This window comes from Pseudomonas sp. OG7, from assembly GCF_014192825.1.
Lineage (GTDB): Bacteria > Pseudomonadota > Gammaproteobacteria > Pseudomonadales > Pseudomonadaceae > Aquipseudomonas > Aquipseudomonas monteilii.
Genome location: NZ_JACHYK010000002.1, coordinates 795,598 through 810,900, shown reverse-complemented (window position 1 = coordinate 810,900; position 15,303 = coordinate 795,598). Strand labels below are relative to the sequence as shown.

The 15,303-nt window shown below is 62.9% G+C and carries 12 protein-coding genes, 1 rRNA gene and 2 pseudogenes; 10 read left to right on the top strand and 5 right to left on the bottom strand.

The features are described 5' to 3' along the window. Nucleotides 1-199: 199 nt before the first annotated feature. Nucleotides 200-315, top strand: a 5S ribosomal RNA gene (gene rrf, locus FHW75_RS08125). Nucleotides 316-575: 260 nt separating this feature from the next. After that, nucleotides 576-2,384 carry an ABC transporter ATP-binding protein/permease gene (locus tag FHW75_RS08120; protein WP_183673467.1) on the top strand — a complete coding sequence of 603 codons (1,809 nt, stop codon included), beginning with the start codon at nt 576-578 and terminating at the stop codon, nt 2,382-2,384. Between the two features lie 57 nt (nt 2,385-2,441). On the opposite strand, the gene FHW75_RS08115 is transcribed toward FHW75_RS08120, so the two are convergent. Further along, nucleotides 2,442-3,644: an MFS transporter gene (locus tag FHW75_RS08115; protein WP_183673465.1), complete on the bottom strand. Its 1,203-nt coding sequence runs from the start codon at nt 3,642-3,644 to the stop codon at nt 2,442-2,444. Between the two features lie 271 nt (nt 3,645-3,915). Here FHW75_RS08115 and FHW75_RS08110 point away from each other — a divergent pair, with 271 nt between their 5' ends. From FHW75_RS08110 to FHW75_RS08090, 5 genes are all read left to right on the top strand, one after another. Continuing rightward, a complete protein-coding gene (locus FHW75_RS08110) occupies nt 3,916-6,156 on the top strand; it encodes a TonB-dependent siderophore receptor (RefSeq protein WP_183673463.1) in 2,241 nt (746 codons plus the stop codon). A gap of 156 nt (nt 6,157-6,312) precedes the next feature. Further along, nucleotides 6,313-6,600 carry a hypothetical protein gene (locus FHW75_RS08105; protein WP_019097199.1) on the top strand — a complete coding sequence of 96 codons (288 nt, stop codon included), beginning with the start codon at nt 6,313-6,315 and terminating at the stop codon, nt 6,598-6,600. Further along, nucleotides 6,597-8,117: a PepSY domain-containing protein gene (locus tag FHW75_RS08100; RefSeq protein ID WP_084297460.1), complete on the top strand. Its 1,521-nt coding sequence runs from the start codon at nt 6,597-6,599 to the stop codon at nt 8,115-8,117. Before FHW75_RS08105 ends, FHW75_RS08100 begins: the two co-directional genes overlap by 4 nt. Beyond that, nucleotides 8,114-8,446, top strand: coding sequence for a DUF3325 domain-containing protein (locus FHW75_RS08095; protein WP_183673461.1), 333 nt, complete (start codon nt 8,114-8,116; stop codon nt 8,444-8,446). The genes FHW75_RS08100 and FHW75_RS08095 overlap by 4 nt, the downstream gene beginning before the upstream one ends. A gap of 98 nt (nt 8,447-8,544) precedes the next feature. After that, nucleotides 8,545-9,084: a histidine phosphatase family protein gene (locus FHW75_RS08090; protein WP_019097197.1), complete on the top strand. Its 540-nt coding sequence runs from the start codon at nt 8,545-8,547 to the stop codon at nt 9,082-9,084. 3 nt (nt 9,085-9,087) lie between these two features. Here FHW75_RS08090 and FHW75_RS08085 read toward each other — a convergent pair whose 3' ends face one another. Together FHW75_RS08085 and FHW75_RS08080 are read right to left on the bottom strand one after the other, a co-directional pair. Further along, on the bottom strand, nt 9,088-9,873 hold the full coding sequence (locus tag FHW75_RS08085) for a sulfite exporter TauE/SafE family protein (protein ID WP_012271535.1): 786 nt from the start codon (nt 9,871-9,873) through the stop codon (nt 9,088-9,090). A 105-nt stretch (nt 9,874-9,978) separates the two neighbouring features. Further along, nucleotides 9,979-10,572, bottom strand: a complete 594-nt coding sequence (locus tag FHW75_RS08080; protein ID WP_016714792.1) for a helix-turn-helix domain-containing protein — start codon at nt 10,570-10,572, stop codon at nt 9,979-9,981. A 115-nt stretch (nt 10,573-10,687) separates the two neighbouring features. On the opposite strand from FHW75_RS08080, the gene FHW75_RS08075 reads away from it, so the two are divergent. The 3 genes from FHW75_RS08075 (at nt 10,688) to FHW75_RS08065 (ending at nt 13,350) form a co-directional block, all read left to right on the top strand. Next, on the top strand, nt 10,688-11,824 hold the full coding sequence (locus FHW75_RS08075; RefSeq protein WP_183673459.1) for an FAD-binding oxidoreductase: 1,137 nt from the start codon (nt 10,688-10,690) through the stop codon (nt 11,822-11,824). Nucleotides 11,825-11,836: 12 nt separating this feature from the next. Next, entirely contained in the window at nt 11,837-12,214 is a 378-nt protein-coding gene (locus FHW75_RS08070; RefSeq protein ID WP_012271538.1) for a RidA family protein, read from the top strand. A gap of 71 nt (nt 12,215-12,285) precedes the next feature. Further along, on the top strand, nt 12,286-13,350 hold the full coding sequence (locus FHW75_RS08065; RefSeq protein WP_025754411.1) for a membrane protein: 1,065 nt from the start codon (nt 12,286-12,288) through the stop codon (nt 13,348-13,350). Between the two features lie 34 nt (nt 13,351-13,384). On the opposite strand, the pseudogene mcpA (FHW75_RS27135) reads toward FHW75_RS08065, so the two are convergent. Both mcpA (FHW75_RS27135) and mcpA (FHW75_RS27130) read right to left on the bottom strand, forming a co-directional pair. Further along, a pseudogene (gene mcpA / locus FHW75_RS27135) lies at nt 13,385-13,981 on the bottom strand (methyl-accepting chemotaxis protein McpA); the annotation flags it as partial. A 258-nt stretch (nt 13,982-14,239) separates the two neighbouring features. Next, nucleotides 14,240-15,271: pseudogene (gene mcpA / locus FHW75_RS27130) on the bottom strand (methyl-accepting chemotaxis protein McpA); the annotation flags it as partial. Nucleotides 15,272-15,303 lie beyond the last annotated feature (32 nt).

Below are 15,303 nucleotides of genomic sequence, written 5' to 3'. Positions count from 1 at the left end.
GTTGGGTGTGTAAGCGCTGTGAGGCGTTGAGCTAACCAATACTAATTGCCCGTGAGGCTTGACCATATAACACCCAAGCAATTTGCGCGTAAGCCGAATTGTGGTGGTGAAGACGAAAGACCCGAAAGTTCGCAACATCACAAATATCGCATATCCGAATTGGCCAAGAGTGTTCACGGACATTCTGGCAACAGAATTTCTTGACGACCATAGAGCATTGGAACCACCTGATCCCATCCCGAACTCAGTAGTGAAACGATGCATCGCCGATGGTAGTGTGGGGTTTCCCCATGTGAGAGTAGGTCATCGTCAAGATTCATTTAGCAAAACCCCTATCTGCGCATGCAGGTAGGGGTTTTGTCTTTGTGGCCTGAAAAAGCCAAGCCCACGCAAGTCTCGGCTTTACCCAGATCCCTGTAGGAGCGGCTTTAGCCGCGAACACCGGCGGAGCCGGTGCCATCCACCACGTCGCTTGCTTCAAAAAACCAAAGCAATCATGAAATGTGCGTCATCTATGCCTGACGAATCGCGGAGCAATGTTACGCTCGCGGAAATACTCAGCACGGATACCCACCATGGAAATGAACTGGCACCAGGCTTTGCAAGAGAGCCTGAGCTGGCTGGCAATCGCCTCGTTCATCACCCTAGTCTGCTTCGCCGCAGCCGCCACACTGGCCGTGCGCTGCACGCGCTGGGGCAGTCAGTTCTGGCAGCTTGCCGGGCCCTATTTCAGTTTCACGCGCAGTTGGCGGCCGCTGTTGGTGTTTGCGTTGCTGCTGGTGTTGACACTGTTCTCTGTACGGCTGAACGTGCTGTTCTCGTTCTGGTACAACGGCTTCTACAGCGCTTTGCAGGGGCTTGATCAAACCGCGTTCTGGTACTTGCTTGGCGTCTTTGCCGTACTGGCTACCATTCATGTGTTGCGCTCGCTTTTCACGTTCTATGTAACCCAGGCATTCAGCATTCATTGGCGGGTCTGGCTCACCGAGCGTCTGACCCACGACTGGATGAAAGGCGATGCCTACTACCGCGGCCAGTTCCTCGCCGAGCCAGTGGACAACCCCGATCAGCGTATCGAACTGGATATCAACGCTTTCGTCACCAGCTCGGTAAGCCTGGCGTTGGGCGCGGTCAGTGCGCTGGTTTCGCTGGTGGCATTTACCGGCATTCTCTGGGGGCTGTCGGCACCGCTGACGGTGGCCGGGGTGGAGATCCCCCGGGCGATGGTGTTTGCCGTGTACCTGTATGTCATCATCGCCACTTGGGTCGCCTTCCGCCTTGGGCGCCCATTGATCCGCCTGAATTTCCTCAACGAAAAACTCACTGCGAATTTCCGCTATGCGCTGATGCGCTTGCGTGAAAATGCCGAGAACATCGCCTTCTACCAAGGTGCTCAGGTCGAGCGGGGCACTTTGCTAGGCCGCTTTGCAGCCTTGATCGTGAATGCCTGGGCTTTGGTGTACCGAAACCTCAAGTTCAGTGGTTTCAACCTGGGCGTCAGCCAGGTTGCCGTGGTGTTCCCGTTCATTCTGCAGGCACCGCGTTTCTTCAGCGGCGCGATCAAGCTGGGCGACGTCATGCAAACGTCCCAGGCATTTGGCCAAGTGCAGGATTCGTTATCGTTCTTCCGTGAGTCGTATGATGCGTTTGCCCAGTACCGGGCGACCCTCGACCGTCTGACCGGGTTTCTCGATGCCAATGAGCAGGCGAGCGCATTGCCACGCGTCCTGACCGAAGACCAGGCGCATGCGCTGCAGATCACCCGCCTGCAGGTGCTGCGTCCGGACGGGCACGCCCTTATTGCCGACCTGGACCTGAGCCTGCACGCGGGTCAGGCGCTCTTGATCAAAGGGCCATCGGGCAGTGGTAAAACCACGCTGCTGCGCGCCCTGGTGGGCCTTTGGCCGTATGCCGAAGGTGAGGTCAGGCGGCCAATGGGCCATCAGGCACTGTTCCTGTCGCAGCGCCCGTACCTGCCTCTGGGTGACTTGCGTACTGTCATTGCCTACCCGGCAGCCAGCAAGCCAGAGGATGAGGCGCGGATGCAGCAGGCGTTGCGCCAGGTCAACCTGGCTCACCTGGCCGAGCGCCTGGACGTCAGTTGCGACTGGTCACACATTCTTTCGGTGGGTGAGCAGCAGCGTCTGGCATTCGCCCGGGTACTGTTCAACCGGCCGCAGGTGGTGTTCCTTGACGAGTCCACCTCGGCGATGGATGAGGGCCTCGAACATGCCTTGTATGCGTTGTTGCGCTCGGAAATGCCGGGGGCACTGCTGGTCAGTGTCGGCCACCGCAGCACGCTGGCAGCGTTCCATACCCATCGGCTGGAAGTGGATGGGCATGGCGGTTGGTCATTGCTGGAGCAGGAGGCTGCGCTGGCCTAGTTTGCGTCCGGGTGCTGATCACCGTCAGCATGGCGATCAGCCGGGCTCCTCCCAGGCTCAGCGCAGCAGTGTCAACCCCGCCAGGGTGGCGCCAGCGAACCCCGCGCCGACCAGAAAGGTTGCCTGAAATCCTGCACCATCCCACAGCAACCCGGCTACCACGCTGGCGGCCAGCAGTGCCACGCCGGTCAGCAGGTTGAACAGGCCGAAGGCGGTACCACGCAGGTTGGCCGGGGCACTGTCGGCGATCATGGCCGCGAAGACACCTTGGCTGAAGCCCAGGTGCAGGCCCCAGGCCGCAACCCCCAGGGCCAGCCCGCCCCAGCCCGGTAGCAGGGCCAGCAGCAGGTCGGCAGCGATCAGCAAACCCAACCCGGCCATCAGCACGCCTCGGCGCCCCACCCGGTCCGACAACACCCCGGCAGGGTAGGCCGACAGTGAGTAGGCCAGCGCCATCAAGACCAGCACCGCCGGCGCCCACAGCGGTGCCAGGCCCATGTCCTGGGCACGCAGCAGCAGGAACGCTTCGCTGAAGCGGGCGAGGGTAAATAACGTTGCCAGGCCGATCAGTCGCCAATACGCCGACCCGAGGTGCACCATCTCGTGCAGCGCCAACGGTGTGCGTACCGGCCGTGAGGCAGGCCGCGTTTCAGGTTCGCGAACGAAGGCGATGAGAATGTATACCGCTACAAATGCCGGGATCACCGCTACCCAGAACACGGCTTGAAAGTGGCTCGCGGTCAGCCACATCAGCACGATTGCCAACAACGGCCCGAGGAAGGCGCCCACGGTATCGAGCGCCTGGCGCAGGCCGAACGCCGCGCCCCGCAGCTCGGCGGGGGTGACATCGGCCACCAGCGCATCGCGCGGCGCCCCGCGAATGCCTTTACCGACCCGGTCCACGAAACGTGCTGCGGTCAGCCACTCCAGCCCGGAGGCAATGGGGAACACCGGCTTGGTCAGCGCAGCCAGGCCATAACCGAGCACCGTCAGCAGCTTGCGCTTGCCCAGCCGGTCGCTGAGGGCGCCGGAAAACACCTTGGTGATCGATGCGGTCGCTTCGGCAATGCCTTCGATAACGCCCACCGCGACTACCGACGTGCCGAGCACGGTAACCATGTACAGCGGCAGCAGCGCATGGATCATCTCCGAGGAGATATCCATGAACATCGACACGAAGCCCAGCGCCCAGACGCTGCGAGGGATCTTCGGCAGACTTCTGGTGGTGTGTGCAGAGCGGCTGTCTTCATTGCTGCGCATCTGGGCTCCCGACAGAGTTGCTACGTTCGAAACTGTAGGAGCCTCCGTGCAGGATGCAAACCGATGGGTGGTTAACTGCTCTATCCCGGGTTTCAGCAAAGTTCCGTTACAAACATGTAAACTTCGTAAATAAGATGTACTCGCATTTGCATCTCTTTATATTTACCTCCCCTGTTGGCCACCAAACTGTGTTTGTGGGGCCGGTGGGCAAGGGCCCCCGGTTTCCGACAGGGATGTGCCTTTTCGCTCATGAATCGCAGGAGATGTACCCATGCAGTGCAGAACTTCACCCAATAGCCTGGCCCTGGCGTTCGTCGCGCTGGCGTCGCCGGCCATGATGGCCACCGCGGCTGAAGCCGAGGAGCAGCGTGCGGGTGAGGTGCAGGAAGTGTCGGTCGCCGACAACGTGCTGGTGATCCAGGACACCCTGATCACCGCCGAGCGCGAGGCACGCCAGGCCTTGGGCTCGTCGATCATCACTGCCGAAGACATCAAGCGCCACCCGCCGACCAATGACCTTTCCGATATCATCCGCCGCGAGCCCGGCGTCAACCTGACCGGCAACAGCGCCAGCGGCGCGCGGGGCAACAACCGCCAGATCGATCTGCGCGGCATGGGCCCGGAGAACACCTTGATCCTCATCGACGGCAAACCGTCCAGCGCACGCAACGCCGTGCGTTATGGCTGGAACGGCGACCGCGATACCCGAGGTGAAACCAACTGGGTGCCGGCCGAAGCGGTCGAGCGCATCGAGATCCTGCGCGGCCCGGCTGCCGCACGCTACGGTTCCGGCGCCATGGGCGGGGTGGTCAACATCATCACCAAGCGCCCTACCGACGAACTCAAGGGCAGTGTCAGCCTGTATACACAACTGCCGGAAGACAGCGCCGAAGGCGCCAGCCGCCGCGCCAACTTCAACCTGGGCGGCGGCCTTACCGACAACCTCGGGTTCCGCCTGTATGGCGGCTTGGCCAAGACCGACGCCGACGACTTCGACATCAACGCCAGCCACGCCAACAGCGCATTGGTTGCCGGACGCGAAGGTGTGCGTAACAAAGACATCAATGGCTTGCTGAGCTGGAAGCTCAACGACGAGCACCGCCTTGAAGCCAGCGCAGGCTACAGCCGTCAGGGCAACATCTACGCGGGCGACACCATGAACAGCAACGGCGGCAGCGATGTCGCGTTGATTTCCAGCCTGTATGGCCACGAAACCAACATCATGCAGCGCAGCACGTACGACCTGACCCACTTGGGCGACTTTACCTGGGGCACCAGCAAGACCACCCTGGCGTACGAGTACGTGCGTAACTGGCGCCTCAACGAGGGCCTGGCCGGTGGCCCGGAAGGGGCGATCAACGACAGTGGCGCGGCGATGTCGCGGCTGCGCAACACCCGCTTGAGCAGTGAGGTCAACCTGCCGTTCGCCATGGGCAGCACTGAACATGTGCTGACCTTGGGCGGTGAGTACTTGTACGAGTCGCTCAACGACCAGGGCTCGTTCCGCCCGCAAAGCTTCGATCCCAGCGGTTCGGGCAGTGATGCGATCAGCGGCTTCGATCGCAGCGATACGAAGATGACGGCCAGAAGCTATGCGTTGTTCGTCGAGGACAATATCGTCCTGGGTGATACGACCGTGACGCCCGGCCTGCGCTTTGACCATCACGAGATGTTTGGCGACAACTTCAGCCCAAGCCTGAACCTGTCGCACAAACTGACCGAGGCACTGTCGGTCAAGGGTGGCATTGCGCGTGCCTACAAGGTACCGAACCTGTACCAGTCCAACCCCAATTACCTGCTCTACAGCCGTGGCCAGGGCTGCAGTGTGCAGCAGACCAACTCCGGCGGCTGCTACCTGCAAGGTAATGCCGACCTCAAGCCAGAGATCAGCGTCAACAAGGAAATCGGGCTGCTGTACGACCGTGGTACCTGGCGTACCAGCGCGACCTACTTCCGCAACGACTACAAGAACAAGATCATCGGTGGGACCGATGTGCTCTACGCCATTAACAGCGGTCGCCGCGTGACCCAGTGGGAGAACGCGGGCGAAGCGCGGGTGGAAGGTATCGAAGGCAACTTCTTCATCGAATTGACACCGACCCTGGACTGGAACACCAACCTGACCTGGATGCTCGACAACGACAACCGCGAAACCGGCGAGCCACTGTCGGTGATCCCGGAATACACCGTCAACACCACCCTCGACTGGCGCGCCACCGAGCAGCTGTCGTTCCAGGTAGCGGGTACCTACTTTGGCAAGCAGAAGTCACCGACCTACAACTACCGCACCCAGCAAGAGTACGACAAGACCGCGCAGCAGGACGTCGAGGCGTATGGCCTGGTGGACGTGAGTGCCGGGTACAAGTTCAACGCCAACTACGACGTGCGGGTAGGCGTGAACAACGTGTTCGACAAGCAGATCCTGCGGGGCGGCAACGCCAGCAGCTCGGGGGCCAACACCTATAACCAGCCGGGCAGGGCGGTGTTTGCTGCGCTGAATATCAACTTCTGATCCACGGGGCCGCTGTGCGGCCCAATCGCCGGCAAGCCAGCTCCCACGGGGACTGCACAGTCAACGAGCCCTGTGCAGTCCCTTTGGGAGCTGGCTTGCCGGCGATTGGGCTGCGCAGCAGCCCTGGCCTCATCACTGGACTCAAGGAGCCTTCCGATGATCAAAGCCCCTGCCTGGCTACAGATTATCTCCCGCACCAGTGCCGCACTGCTCGGCGGCTACGCCCTGAGCTATGCCGCCACTGCCTGCCTGGCCCGCATCCTGCCGCTGCCTGCCACCGACGCGATCATCGTCGCGACCCTGCCCGCGTTCATTTTCTACACCGCCACCATCCTCTGGGCCTTCGCCAGCCGTGATGCCTTGCGCGCCTGGGCGCCGCTGGCACTGGCCGTGCCCCTGGCCCTGGTCGGTTTCTGGCCACAGATACTGGAGCGCCTGGCATGAAAAACACCTTCACCCAGTCGATGGCCTGGCTGCACACCTGGGCCGGCTTGATCTTCGGTTGGCTGCTGTTCGCCATCTTCGTTACCGGCACGCTGGCCGTGTTCGACAAGGAGCTCAACCACTGGATGCAGCCGGAAATCCCGGCCACGCAGGTGTCCGAGGCCGCCGCCGCCCAGCGTGCCATCGCCTACCTGCAGGCCCATGAGCCGAAGGCCGGCAACTGGGGCATCAGCTTACCGAGCGAGCGCTCGCCAGGCCTGCGCGTGTCCACCGGTGAGCGGCGCCACGGCGGCGGCGTACAGCTCGACCCGCGCACCGGCGAAGCCATCGAGGTGCGTGACAGCGTCGGCGGCAACTTTTTCTTCCGCTTCCACTTCACCCTCGACCTGCCGCGCAACTGGGGCATCTTCGTGGTCGGCGCGCTGGCACTGGTGATGCTGGCCGCATTGGTGACCGGCATTGTCATCCACAAGAAAATCTTCAAGGAGTTCTTCACCTTCCGGCCGAACAAGGGCCAGCGCTCGTGGCTGGATTTTCACAACGCCAGCGCGGTGCTGTTGCTGCCGTTCCACCTGATGATCACCTATACCGGCCTGGTGATCTTCATGCTCATTTATATCCCTGCCGGGGTGGATGCACTTTTCGCCGGTGACACCCGCGCCTACTTCCAGGCACAGGGTAATGCCCGCCTGGAGCAGCCCCGTGGCCTGGCCAGGCAGCCGGCCACCCTGGTCGACGTGGCGCCGTTGCTGGCCCAGGCCGAGGCGCGGCTGGGGCCTATTGGCGGCTTGAACATTCGTAACCCCAACACTGCAGCGGCGCGTATCGAAATCCGCCCCGAACTGGGCAACCGCATCGCCCTCGCCAAGGGGCAGGCCATGGTTTTCGACGGCGTCAGCGGGGCGTTACTCAGCGACGTGCCTGAATGGCGTGCGGCGCCGCTGACCCAACGGGTCATGGTCGGCCTGCACTTCGCCCAGTTCGGCGGCTACCCGATGCGCTGGCTGTACTTCATGTGCGGATTGATCAGTTGCCTGATGATCGCCAGCGGCCTGGTGCTGTTCTGCGTGAAGCGTGGGCGTAAATACGCCAGCGCCACCGCCGAAACATCGGCACGGCGTTGGTACCGGCTGGCCGAAGTGTGCAACGTGGGCTTTATCAGCGGCCTGCTGCTGGCATGCGTCGGGCTACTGTGGGCCAGCCGTTTGCTACCGGTGGATTTGATGCAGCGGGAAAGCTGGGAGGTACGCGCGTTCTTCGGTGTATGGCTGCTGGCGCTGTGGCATGCCGGCGTCAGGCCGGCGCGGCGCGCCTGGGTCGAACAACTGCTGCTGGCGGCATTGCTGTGCATCGGTCTGGGTGCATTTGGCGGCCTCGAAGACACGATGCGCCTCGGCGTAGCGGGCTGTGCGCTGGTGCTGGGGGTGTTGCTTGGTCTGGTGGCCTGGCGGGTGTGGCAAGCACAGCCAGCGCAACGGAAGACCAGGGTAGGTCGGCAACAGGAGGTCAAGGCATGATGATGTGGATCATAGGTGGCGTGTTGTTCGCCTACGCCGGCATGCTTGGGCTGTGCCAAGGGCTGGAGCGGCATTACAAGCAGGTGTGGAATCGGGCGTGCCCACGCGTATTGCGTATCGGCCTGCGCAGCGCCGGTTGGTTGGCGTTGCTGGCCAGCCTGGTGCTGTGCGCCCAGGCCTGGGGTTGGGCCATGGCGCCGGTGGCCTGGTTCGGCGTGCTGTCGCTGGCGGGGTTGCTGCTGGTGATGCTGCTGCCGTACTGGCCGCGGATGGCGATGGGGTTGGTGGCCGCGGTGCCGGTGTGGGGGCTGGTTTCGCTGATAGCTTGACCGGGCCTGATCGCGGTAAAGGCTGCTACGACATAGTTGCAGCCAAAAGCTTCGCAGCGTGTTAAACCATGGGCCCAGCCTGCTGCGAGAGAGCCCCGGTGAAAGCCGTCCGCCTGACCCTGATCTGCCATGCCCTGACCCCGGCCCAGAAGGCCGGGCGTCTGCACCGAACAGATGACGGCATCTTGCCGTTAACGCAACAACCCGACGCCATGCTGCCCGGCATGCAGCTGCTGGCTGCGCCAGAACGGCGAGCCTGCGAGACCGCTACGTGGTTGTCGGGGCAGGTGCAGGTCGAACCGGGCTTGGCCGATTGCGACCTGGGTCACTGGCAGGGGCTGGCGTTGAAGCAATTGCAGGCTGAGCAGCCTGAGGCTTTGGCGCAATGGTTACAGGACCCGGCCAGTGCGCCGCACGGGGGGGAGTCGTTCGCCGCCCTGTGCCAGCGCCTGGCCGCCTGGCTGGCAGCCTTCGACAGCCCGGGCGATTGGCTGGCGGTGACCCACCCCATGGTCATGCGCGCTGTGTTGGTTCAGGTGTTGGGTTGCCCGATGAAGGCCAGCCAGCGTATCGACGTGCTCCCCCTGTCGCGCTTGGATCTGAGCTTTACCGGGCAGTGGCGACTGCGCCTGGAATGAGGCTCAGAACGCCAGCTTGTAGCCGATCAGCAGCAGCATCGCCGCCAGGCACGGGCGCAGCACCCGGTCGGAGATGCGCCCGGTGAGGTGGCTGCCCAGGTAGATGCCTGGCAGCGAGCCCAGCAGCAGGTAGCCCAGCAGCGACCAGTCCATGTTGCCCATGCCCGCGTGGCCCAGGCCTGCTACCAGGGTAAGGGGGACGGCGTGGGCGATTTCGGTACCGACCAGGCGGCGGGTGACCAGGAACGGGTACAGGAGGAACAACGCCACGGTGCCCAGGGCGCCAGCACCGATGGAGGTGAGTGTGACCATTACTCCCAGCACAACGCCGGTGAGTACGGTGAGGATGTTCAGGCTGCGATCGCTGAGGTGGTAGTGGTCACCGGCATGACGGCTGGCAAAGGCCTGCAGGCGCGATTTGAACAGGATGGCCAGCGCGGTCAGGATCAGCACCACCGCCAGGCCTTGCTTGATAATGGCATTGAGCGCCGAGGTGTCGGTGTGCAGGGTGCTGAGGAACCACAGGGTCAGCGCAGCGGCGGGCACGCTGCCCAGGCTGAGCAGGCCGGTGATTTTCCAGTCGATGTTCTTCTGGCGCGCATGCACCCAGACGCCACTGGCCTTGGTGATGGCCGCATAGAGCAGGTCGGTACCGACGGCCGTAGCCGGGTTGATGCCAAACCACAACAGGATCGGGGTCATCAGCGAGCCGCCACCGACGCCGGTCATGCCGACGATGAAACCCACGACCAGGCCAGCAATGGTGAAACCAAAAGAACCTACATCCATACGCTACTCGACTGCCCAACTTTGCCCGTTATCGGATGCAGCCAGCATATAGATTTTTTTATAGCCAAATAGACTTGTTCGTTATTAGGTTATAACCGACGCGGATTAACGATCCGTCATCACCACCATCACATGCGCATCGCCGCCGTCCTCGCTTTCGGACAGGTAGATATGCCCCACCTGGCTGTCGAAGTACGCCGTTTCCTGTGGCCCGATGCTCACCGCTTCGCCGGTTTCGAACTCGATGCGCACCCGCCCGCTCAGCACCAGGGCGAACTCTTGCCCGGGGTGGCGGATAAAGTCGTCGAACTGGCCGCGTTCACGGGCGATGATGCGGGCATAAGCCGGCGTCATGCGCCGCTCGGGGAAGTCGCCGGCGATCGGGTGGTAGTCATAGGTGCCGGTCGAGTAGCCCGCTGCCGCCGGCAATGAATCGACCACCACGGTCACGGGCACCGGGGCATTGACCGTGGCACCGGAGCGGAACAACTGGGCAATATCGACATTCAGCGCCCGCGCAGCGGCGGCGAGCTTTTCATAACTGACCGACACCTGTGCCAGCTCCATCTTCGACAAGGTGGACAGCGGTACGCCACTGGCTTCGGACAATTGCTTGAGGGTCATCTGGCGCGCCTTGCGCACCTGGCGCAGGCGCTGGCCGACTACGGCGCGGTCAAGCAGGGGTAGGGCAGCGGGCATTCAGCGTTCTCGGCATACGGCGGTGGTCGGGCATCTTACCTTGGACACTTGCGCATTTCTAAATTCTCATATATTAGAATTCTCATAAATGATAATTTGCTTGTCAGGAGCGTGCATGACCTCGATCTACGACACCCTGATCATCGGCGCCGGCATTGCCGGTGCCTCGCTGGGCTATCGCCTGGCTGGCCAGCAGCGGGTGCTGCTGATCGAGCGCGAAGCACAGCCTGGCTACCATTCCACCGGGCGTTCGGCGGCCATGTTCATGGAGGCCTACGGCACTGCGCAGATCCAGGCGCTGACCCGCGCCAGCCGGGCCTTTTATGAAGCCCCGCCGGAAGGCTTCTGCGAGCACCCGCTGCTGGAGCCGCGCGGCTGCCTGTATGTGGCCAGCGTGGAACAGCGCGAGCTGCTTGAGCAGACCCACGCGCAGAACCTGGCCAATGGCACCGAGGTCAGCCTGCTTGACCGTGATGCCGCGCTGGCACTGGTACCCAGTCTGCGCGGCGAAACCCTGGCTGGCGCAGTGCTGGAGCCGGGCGCGATGGACCTTGATGTGCATGCCTTGCACCAAGGCTTCCTGCGCGGTTATCGCGCTGCCGGGGGTGAACTGCGCTGCAACGCCGAGCTGATCCAGGCCGTGTACCTGGACAACCTGTGGCAGGTGGAATTGGCTGGTGGCAGCCGTCTGCAGGCACGTCAGCTGGTCAATGCCGCGGGTGCCTGGGCGGACTGTGTGGCCGAGCAATGCGGTGTGGGGCGCATCGGCCTGCAACCGTGCCGGCGCAGTGCATTCACCTTTCCGGGCCCTGCCGACCAGGACTTCGCCCGTTGGCCAGCGGTAATTGGTGTCGACGAAAGCTTCTACTTCAAACCCGACGCCGGGCAATTGCTCGGTTCGCCTGCCAACGCCGACCCGGTCGAGCCGCAAGATGCTGCGCCGGAAGAGCTCGATGTGGCGTTGGGCATTTACAACATCGAAAGCATGACCACCTTGAAGATCCGCCGCCCCAGTCACACCTGGGCCGGGCTGCGTTCGTTCGTTGCAGACGGCGACCTGGTGGTGGGTTTCGATGCATACGCCCCAGCGTTCTTCTGGCTGGCGGCGCAAGGTGGCTATGGCATCCAGTCGGCAGCGGGGGCTTCGCGCCTGGCCGCCGACCTGCTGCTTGGCCAACCCCTGTGCTCTAGCCTTGTCAGTCAGGGTGTGGCGCCCGAGCGTCTGTCCCCGGCCCGTTTCCAGCAACCTTGAAAGGAGCATCCCATGAGCAATGACATCCAGCGTTTTCCCAGCAGCCTGCCGTTCCCGTTTTCCCGTGCAGTGAAGGCCGGGGGTTTTCTGTTTCTCTCTGGCCAGGTGCCGATGAGCGCCAGCGGTGAAGTGGTGCGTGGTGACATCCAGGCCCAGACCCGCGCCGCCTGCGAGCGCATTGCCGAAAGCCTGGCGGCTTGCGGCGCACGTTTCGACCAGGTGGTAAAGGCCACGGTATGGCTGTCGGACATGAGCCACTTCGCCGGTTTCAACGAGGTGTACAAGGAGTTCTTCGGTGCCGCGTTGCCGGTGCGCTCGACAGTGGCCTCGGCGTTGGCGCTGGGAGTGGACGTGGAGATTGAAGTGCAGGCGTTTGTCGGCGATCTGTAACTGAGCAGAGGCCGCTCCCGCAGAAGCGATGCGGTGGCAGCAAAACAACAACAATAAATCCAGAGGTTCACATGCAAGAGCAGCTGAAGATTGCCGGCGCATTTGTCGGCGTGATCGTGGGGGCGGGCTTCGCTTCGGGGCGGGAACTGTTGTTGTTCTTTGTCGATTTCGGTGTGTGGGGGTTGGTGGGGGCACTGGTCAGTGCAGCCCTGTTTACCTTCCTTGGCATGGCCCTGGCCGGGTTGGGCAACCGCCAGCAGGCCACCTCGCACAAGGACGTGATCCAGGCCATCTGCGGTCGCTACCTGGGCCTGTTTGTCGACTGGCTGATCACCTTTTTCATGTTTGCCGTCACGGTGGTCATGCTGGCCGGTGGGGGCGCGTTGCTGGAGCAACAGTTCGGCATTCCGGCACTGACCGGCAGCGTGTTGGTGACGTTGGTGGTGGTGGCGATTGTGTGCCTGGACGTGCGCAAGGTGATCCTGGCCATCGGTGCCATCACACCGCTGTTGATCCTGGTGGCTTCGGCGATTGCACTGTACGCCGTGTTTACCCGTGAACAGAGCTTCGCCGCGCTCGACCAGCTGGCCAGCCAGCAGCAGGCCGGTACCCGGCACTGGCTGTTGGGCGCGTTTCTGTATGTGTCGTACAACATCGTTGCCGGTGCGCCGATTCTGGCCATTCTGGGGGGCTCGGCCAAGGGCGAGAAAACTGCAGTGTGGGGTGGCCTGCTGGGGGGGGCGGCGTTGGGCGGCCTGATGCTGGTGATGAGTGCCGGGCTGTTGTCGCGCCTGGACAGCGTGGCCGACTTGCCCATGCCGATGCTGTCGATTGCCAACGAAGTGTCACCGCTGCTGGGGGTGGTGATGTGCCTGATCATCTTCGGCATGATCGTCAACACGGCAGTGGGTACGTTGTTTTCGTTTCTTTCGCGGCTGCTGCCGGCGGGCACCGCAACGTTCCGCTGGGGTTCGGTGATAACCGGGGTGGTGGCTTTTGGCTGCAGCCTGGTGGGGTTCATCAGCCTGGTGGGGGAGGTGTACCCGTTGTTTGGCTACCTGGGTTTCGTGCTGATGGCGGCGGTGTTGCTGGCCTGGGTGCGGCGGGACAGGGCCACGAAAGCGGCTGTGGCATAAAAAAAGGGGCGCACAGCGCCCCTCTTCGGGTCCATCAGATTCTGAAGCTGCCCACCAGCTGCTTCAAGCGCCCGGCCTGCTGGGCCAGCTGGTCGCAATGACGCAGGGTTTCGTTCAGGTTTTCCACGCCCTGCTGGTTCAGGGCGTTGATCTGGGTGATGTCCAGGTTGAGGCTCTCGACCACGGCGGTCTGCTCTTCGGTCGCGGTCGCCACGGACTGGTTCATGCCATCGATTTCGCCAATGCGCTGGGTCACGCTGGCCAGGCGTTCACCGGCCTGGTTGGCTACCTGCACGGTCTGCTCGCTGGACACCTGGCTGGTGTTCATGGTGTGCACCGCTTCGCGCGAGCCTACCTGCAGGCTGGTGATCATGCGGTGGATCTCTTCCGCCGACTCCTGGGTACGGTGTGCCAGGTTGCGCACTTCGTCGGCCACTACGGCAAAGCCACGGCCGGCTTCACCGGCACGGGCCGCCTCGATCGCGGCGTTCAGTGCCAGCAGGTTGGTCTGCTGCGAAATACCCTTGATCACGTCGAGAATCTTGCCGATTTCGTCGGTGCTGGCGTTGAGTGTTTCGATCTGCGCGCACGACTCGCTGATGCGCTGCGACAAGGCGGTCATGGCACTGATCGCCTCTTCTACCACTTCACGTCCGCCGTGTGCCTGCTCGCTGGCGCCGCTGGCATGCTGCGAAGCATCGGCGGCGTTGCGGGCGATTTCCTGGGTGGCGGCGCCCAGTTCGTTGATGGCCGCCGCCACGCTGTTGGTGCGCATGCTCTGTTCTTCCGAGCCGGTGATCGACGCGTTGGAAGCGCTGACCACTTTTTCCGACAGGTCGTGCACCAGGCGGGTGGCTGAGGACACTTCGCTGATCGAGGCATGGATGCGCTCGACGAAGCGGTTGAACGAGGTGGCCAGTTCGCCGAACTCGTCCTTGTTCTGCACGGTCAGGCGGCGGGTAAGGTCGCCTTCACCCTCGGCGATGTCGCGCATGGCGCGGCCCATGGTGGTCAGCGGGCTCATCAGCACCGGGATCAGCAGGCCAAGCAGGCCGGCGATGGCGGCCACGGCAATCAGCATGGCGATGATCGCCGAGGTGCGGAACTGGCTGAGTGCTGCGTAAGCCTTGTCCTTGTCAATCGACAGGCCGATGTACCACTGCGCCGACGGCAGGCCGGCTACCGGGGCGAAGGAAATGATGCGGTCCTGGCCGTTGAGGGTGACATCCTGCATGCCGGCGGCAATCCGCAGGTTGCTGCCGGGGTAGATGTCCTTGAGGTTCTTCATCACCTGGTCTTTGTCGGGGCTGACAATCACCTGGCCATTGGCGTCTGCCAGGAAGGCGTGGCCGATGCCGCCGAAGTCGACCGAGTTGATGATCTCGACCAAGGTGTCGAGGGTCACGTCACCGCCGACCACACCGATCAGCTCGCCGTTGCTTTTGCTCTTCACCGGGGTGGCGATGGTGACCATCAGGCCGCCGACCGCGCCTTGGTAGGGGGCGGTCAGCACGGTCTGCCCGGCGCTGGCGGCGGCGCCATACCAAGGGCGCTGGCGCGGGTCGTAACCGGCAGGCATCTGGGCGTCCGGGCGCTGGGTGAACGCACCGTTGGCCTGGCCCAGGTACGTGAACAGGAAATTACGCGTGTAGGACGGCTGCTCGATCAGCCCGGCCAGGGTCTCGCCGGCACCTTGCTGGCCGATGTCCTGGGCCAGGTTTTCCAGCACCAGGATGCGCCCGCTCATCCAGTTCTGCACGCTGCTGGCGGTCAGTGCACCGGATTGCTGCACCGACGCTTCGATGTTCTGGCGGATGGTGTTGCGTTGCAGGTAGTCGTTGTAGAGCGTGAACAGGGCAAATGCCAGGACCACGACGCCGCAGGCGCTGAGCAGGATCTTGTGGCGAAATTTCAGGTTCATGTTTCGAGACCTTGAGCCAATGAAGGGAGGGC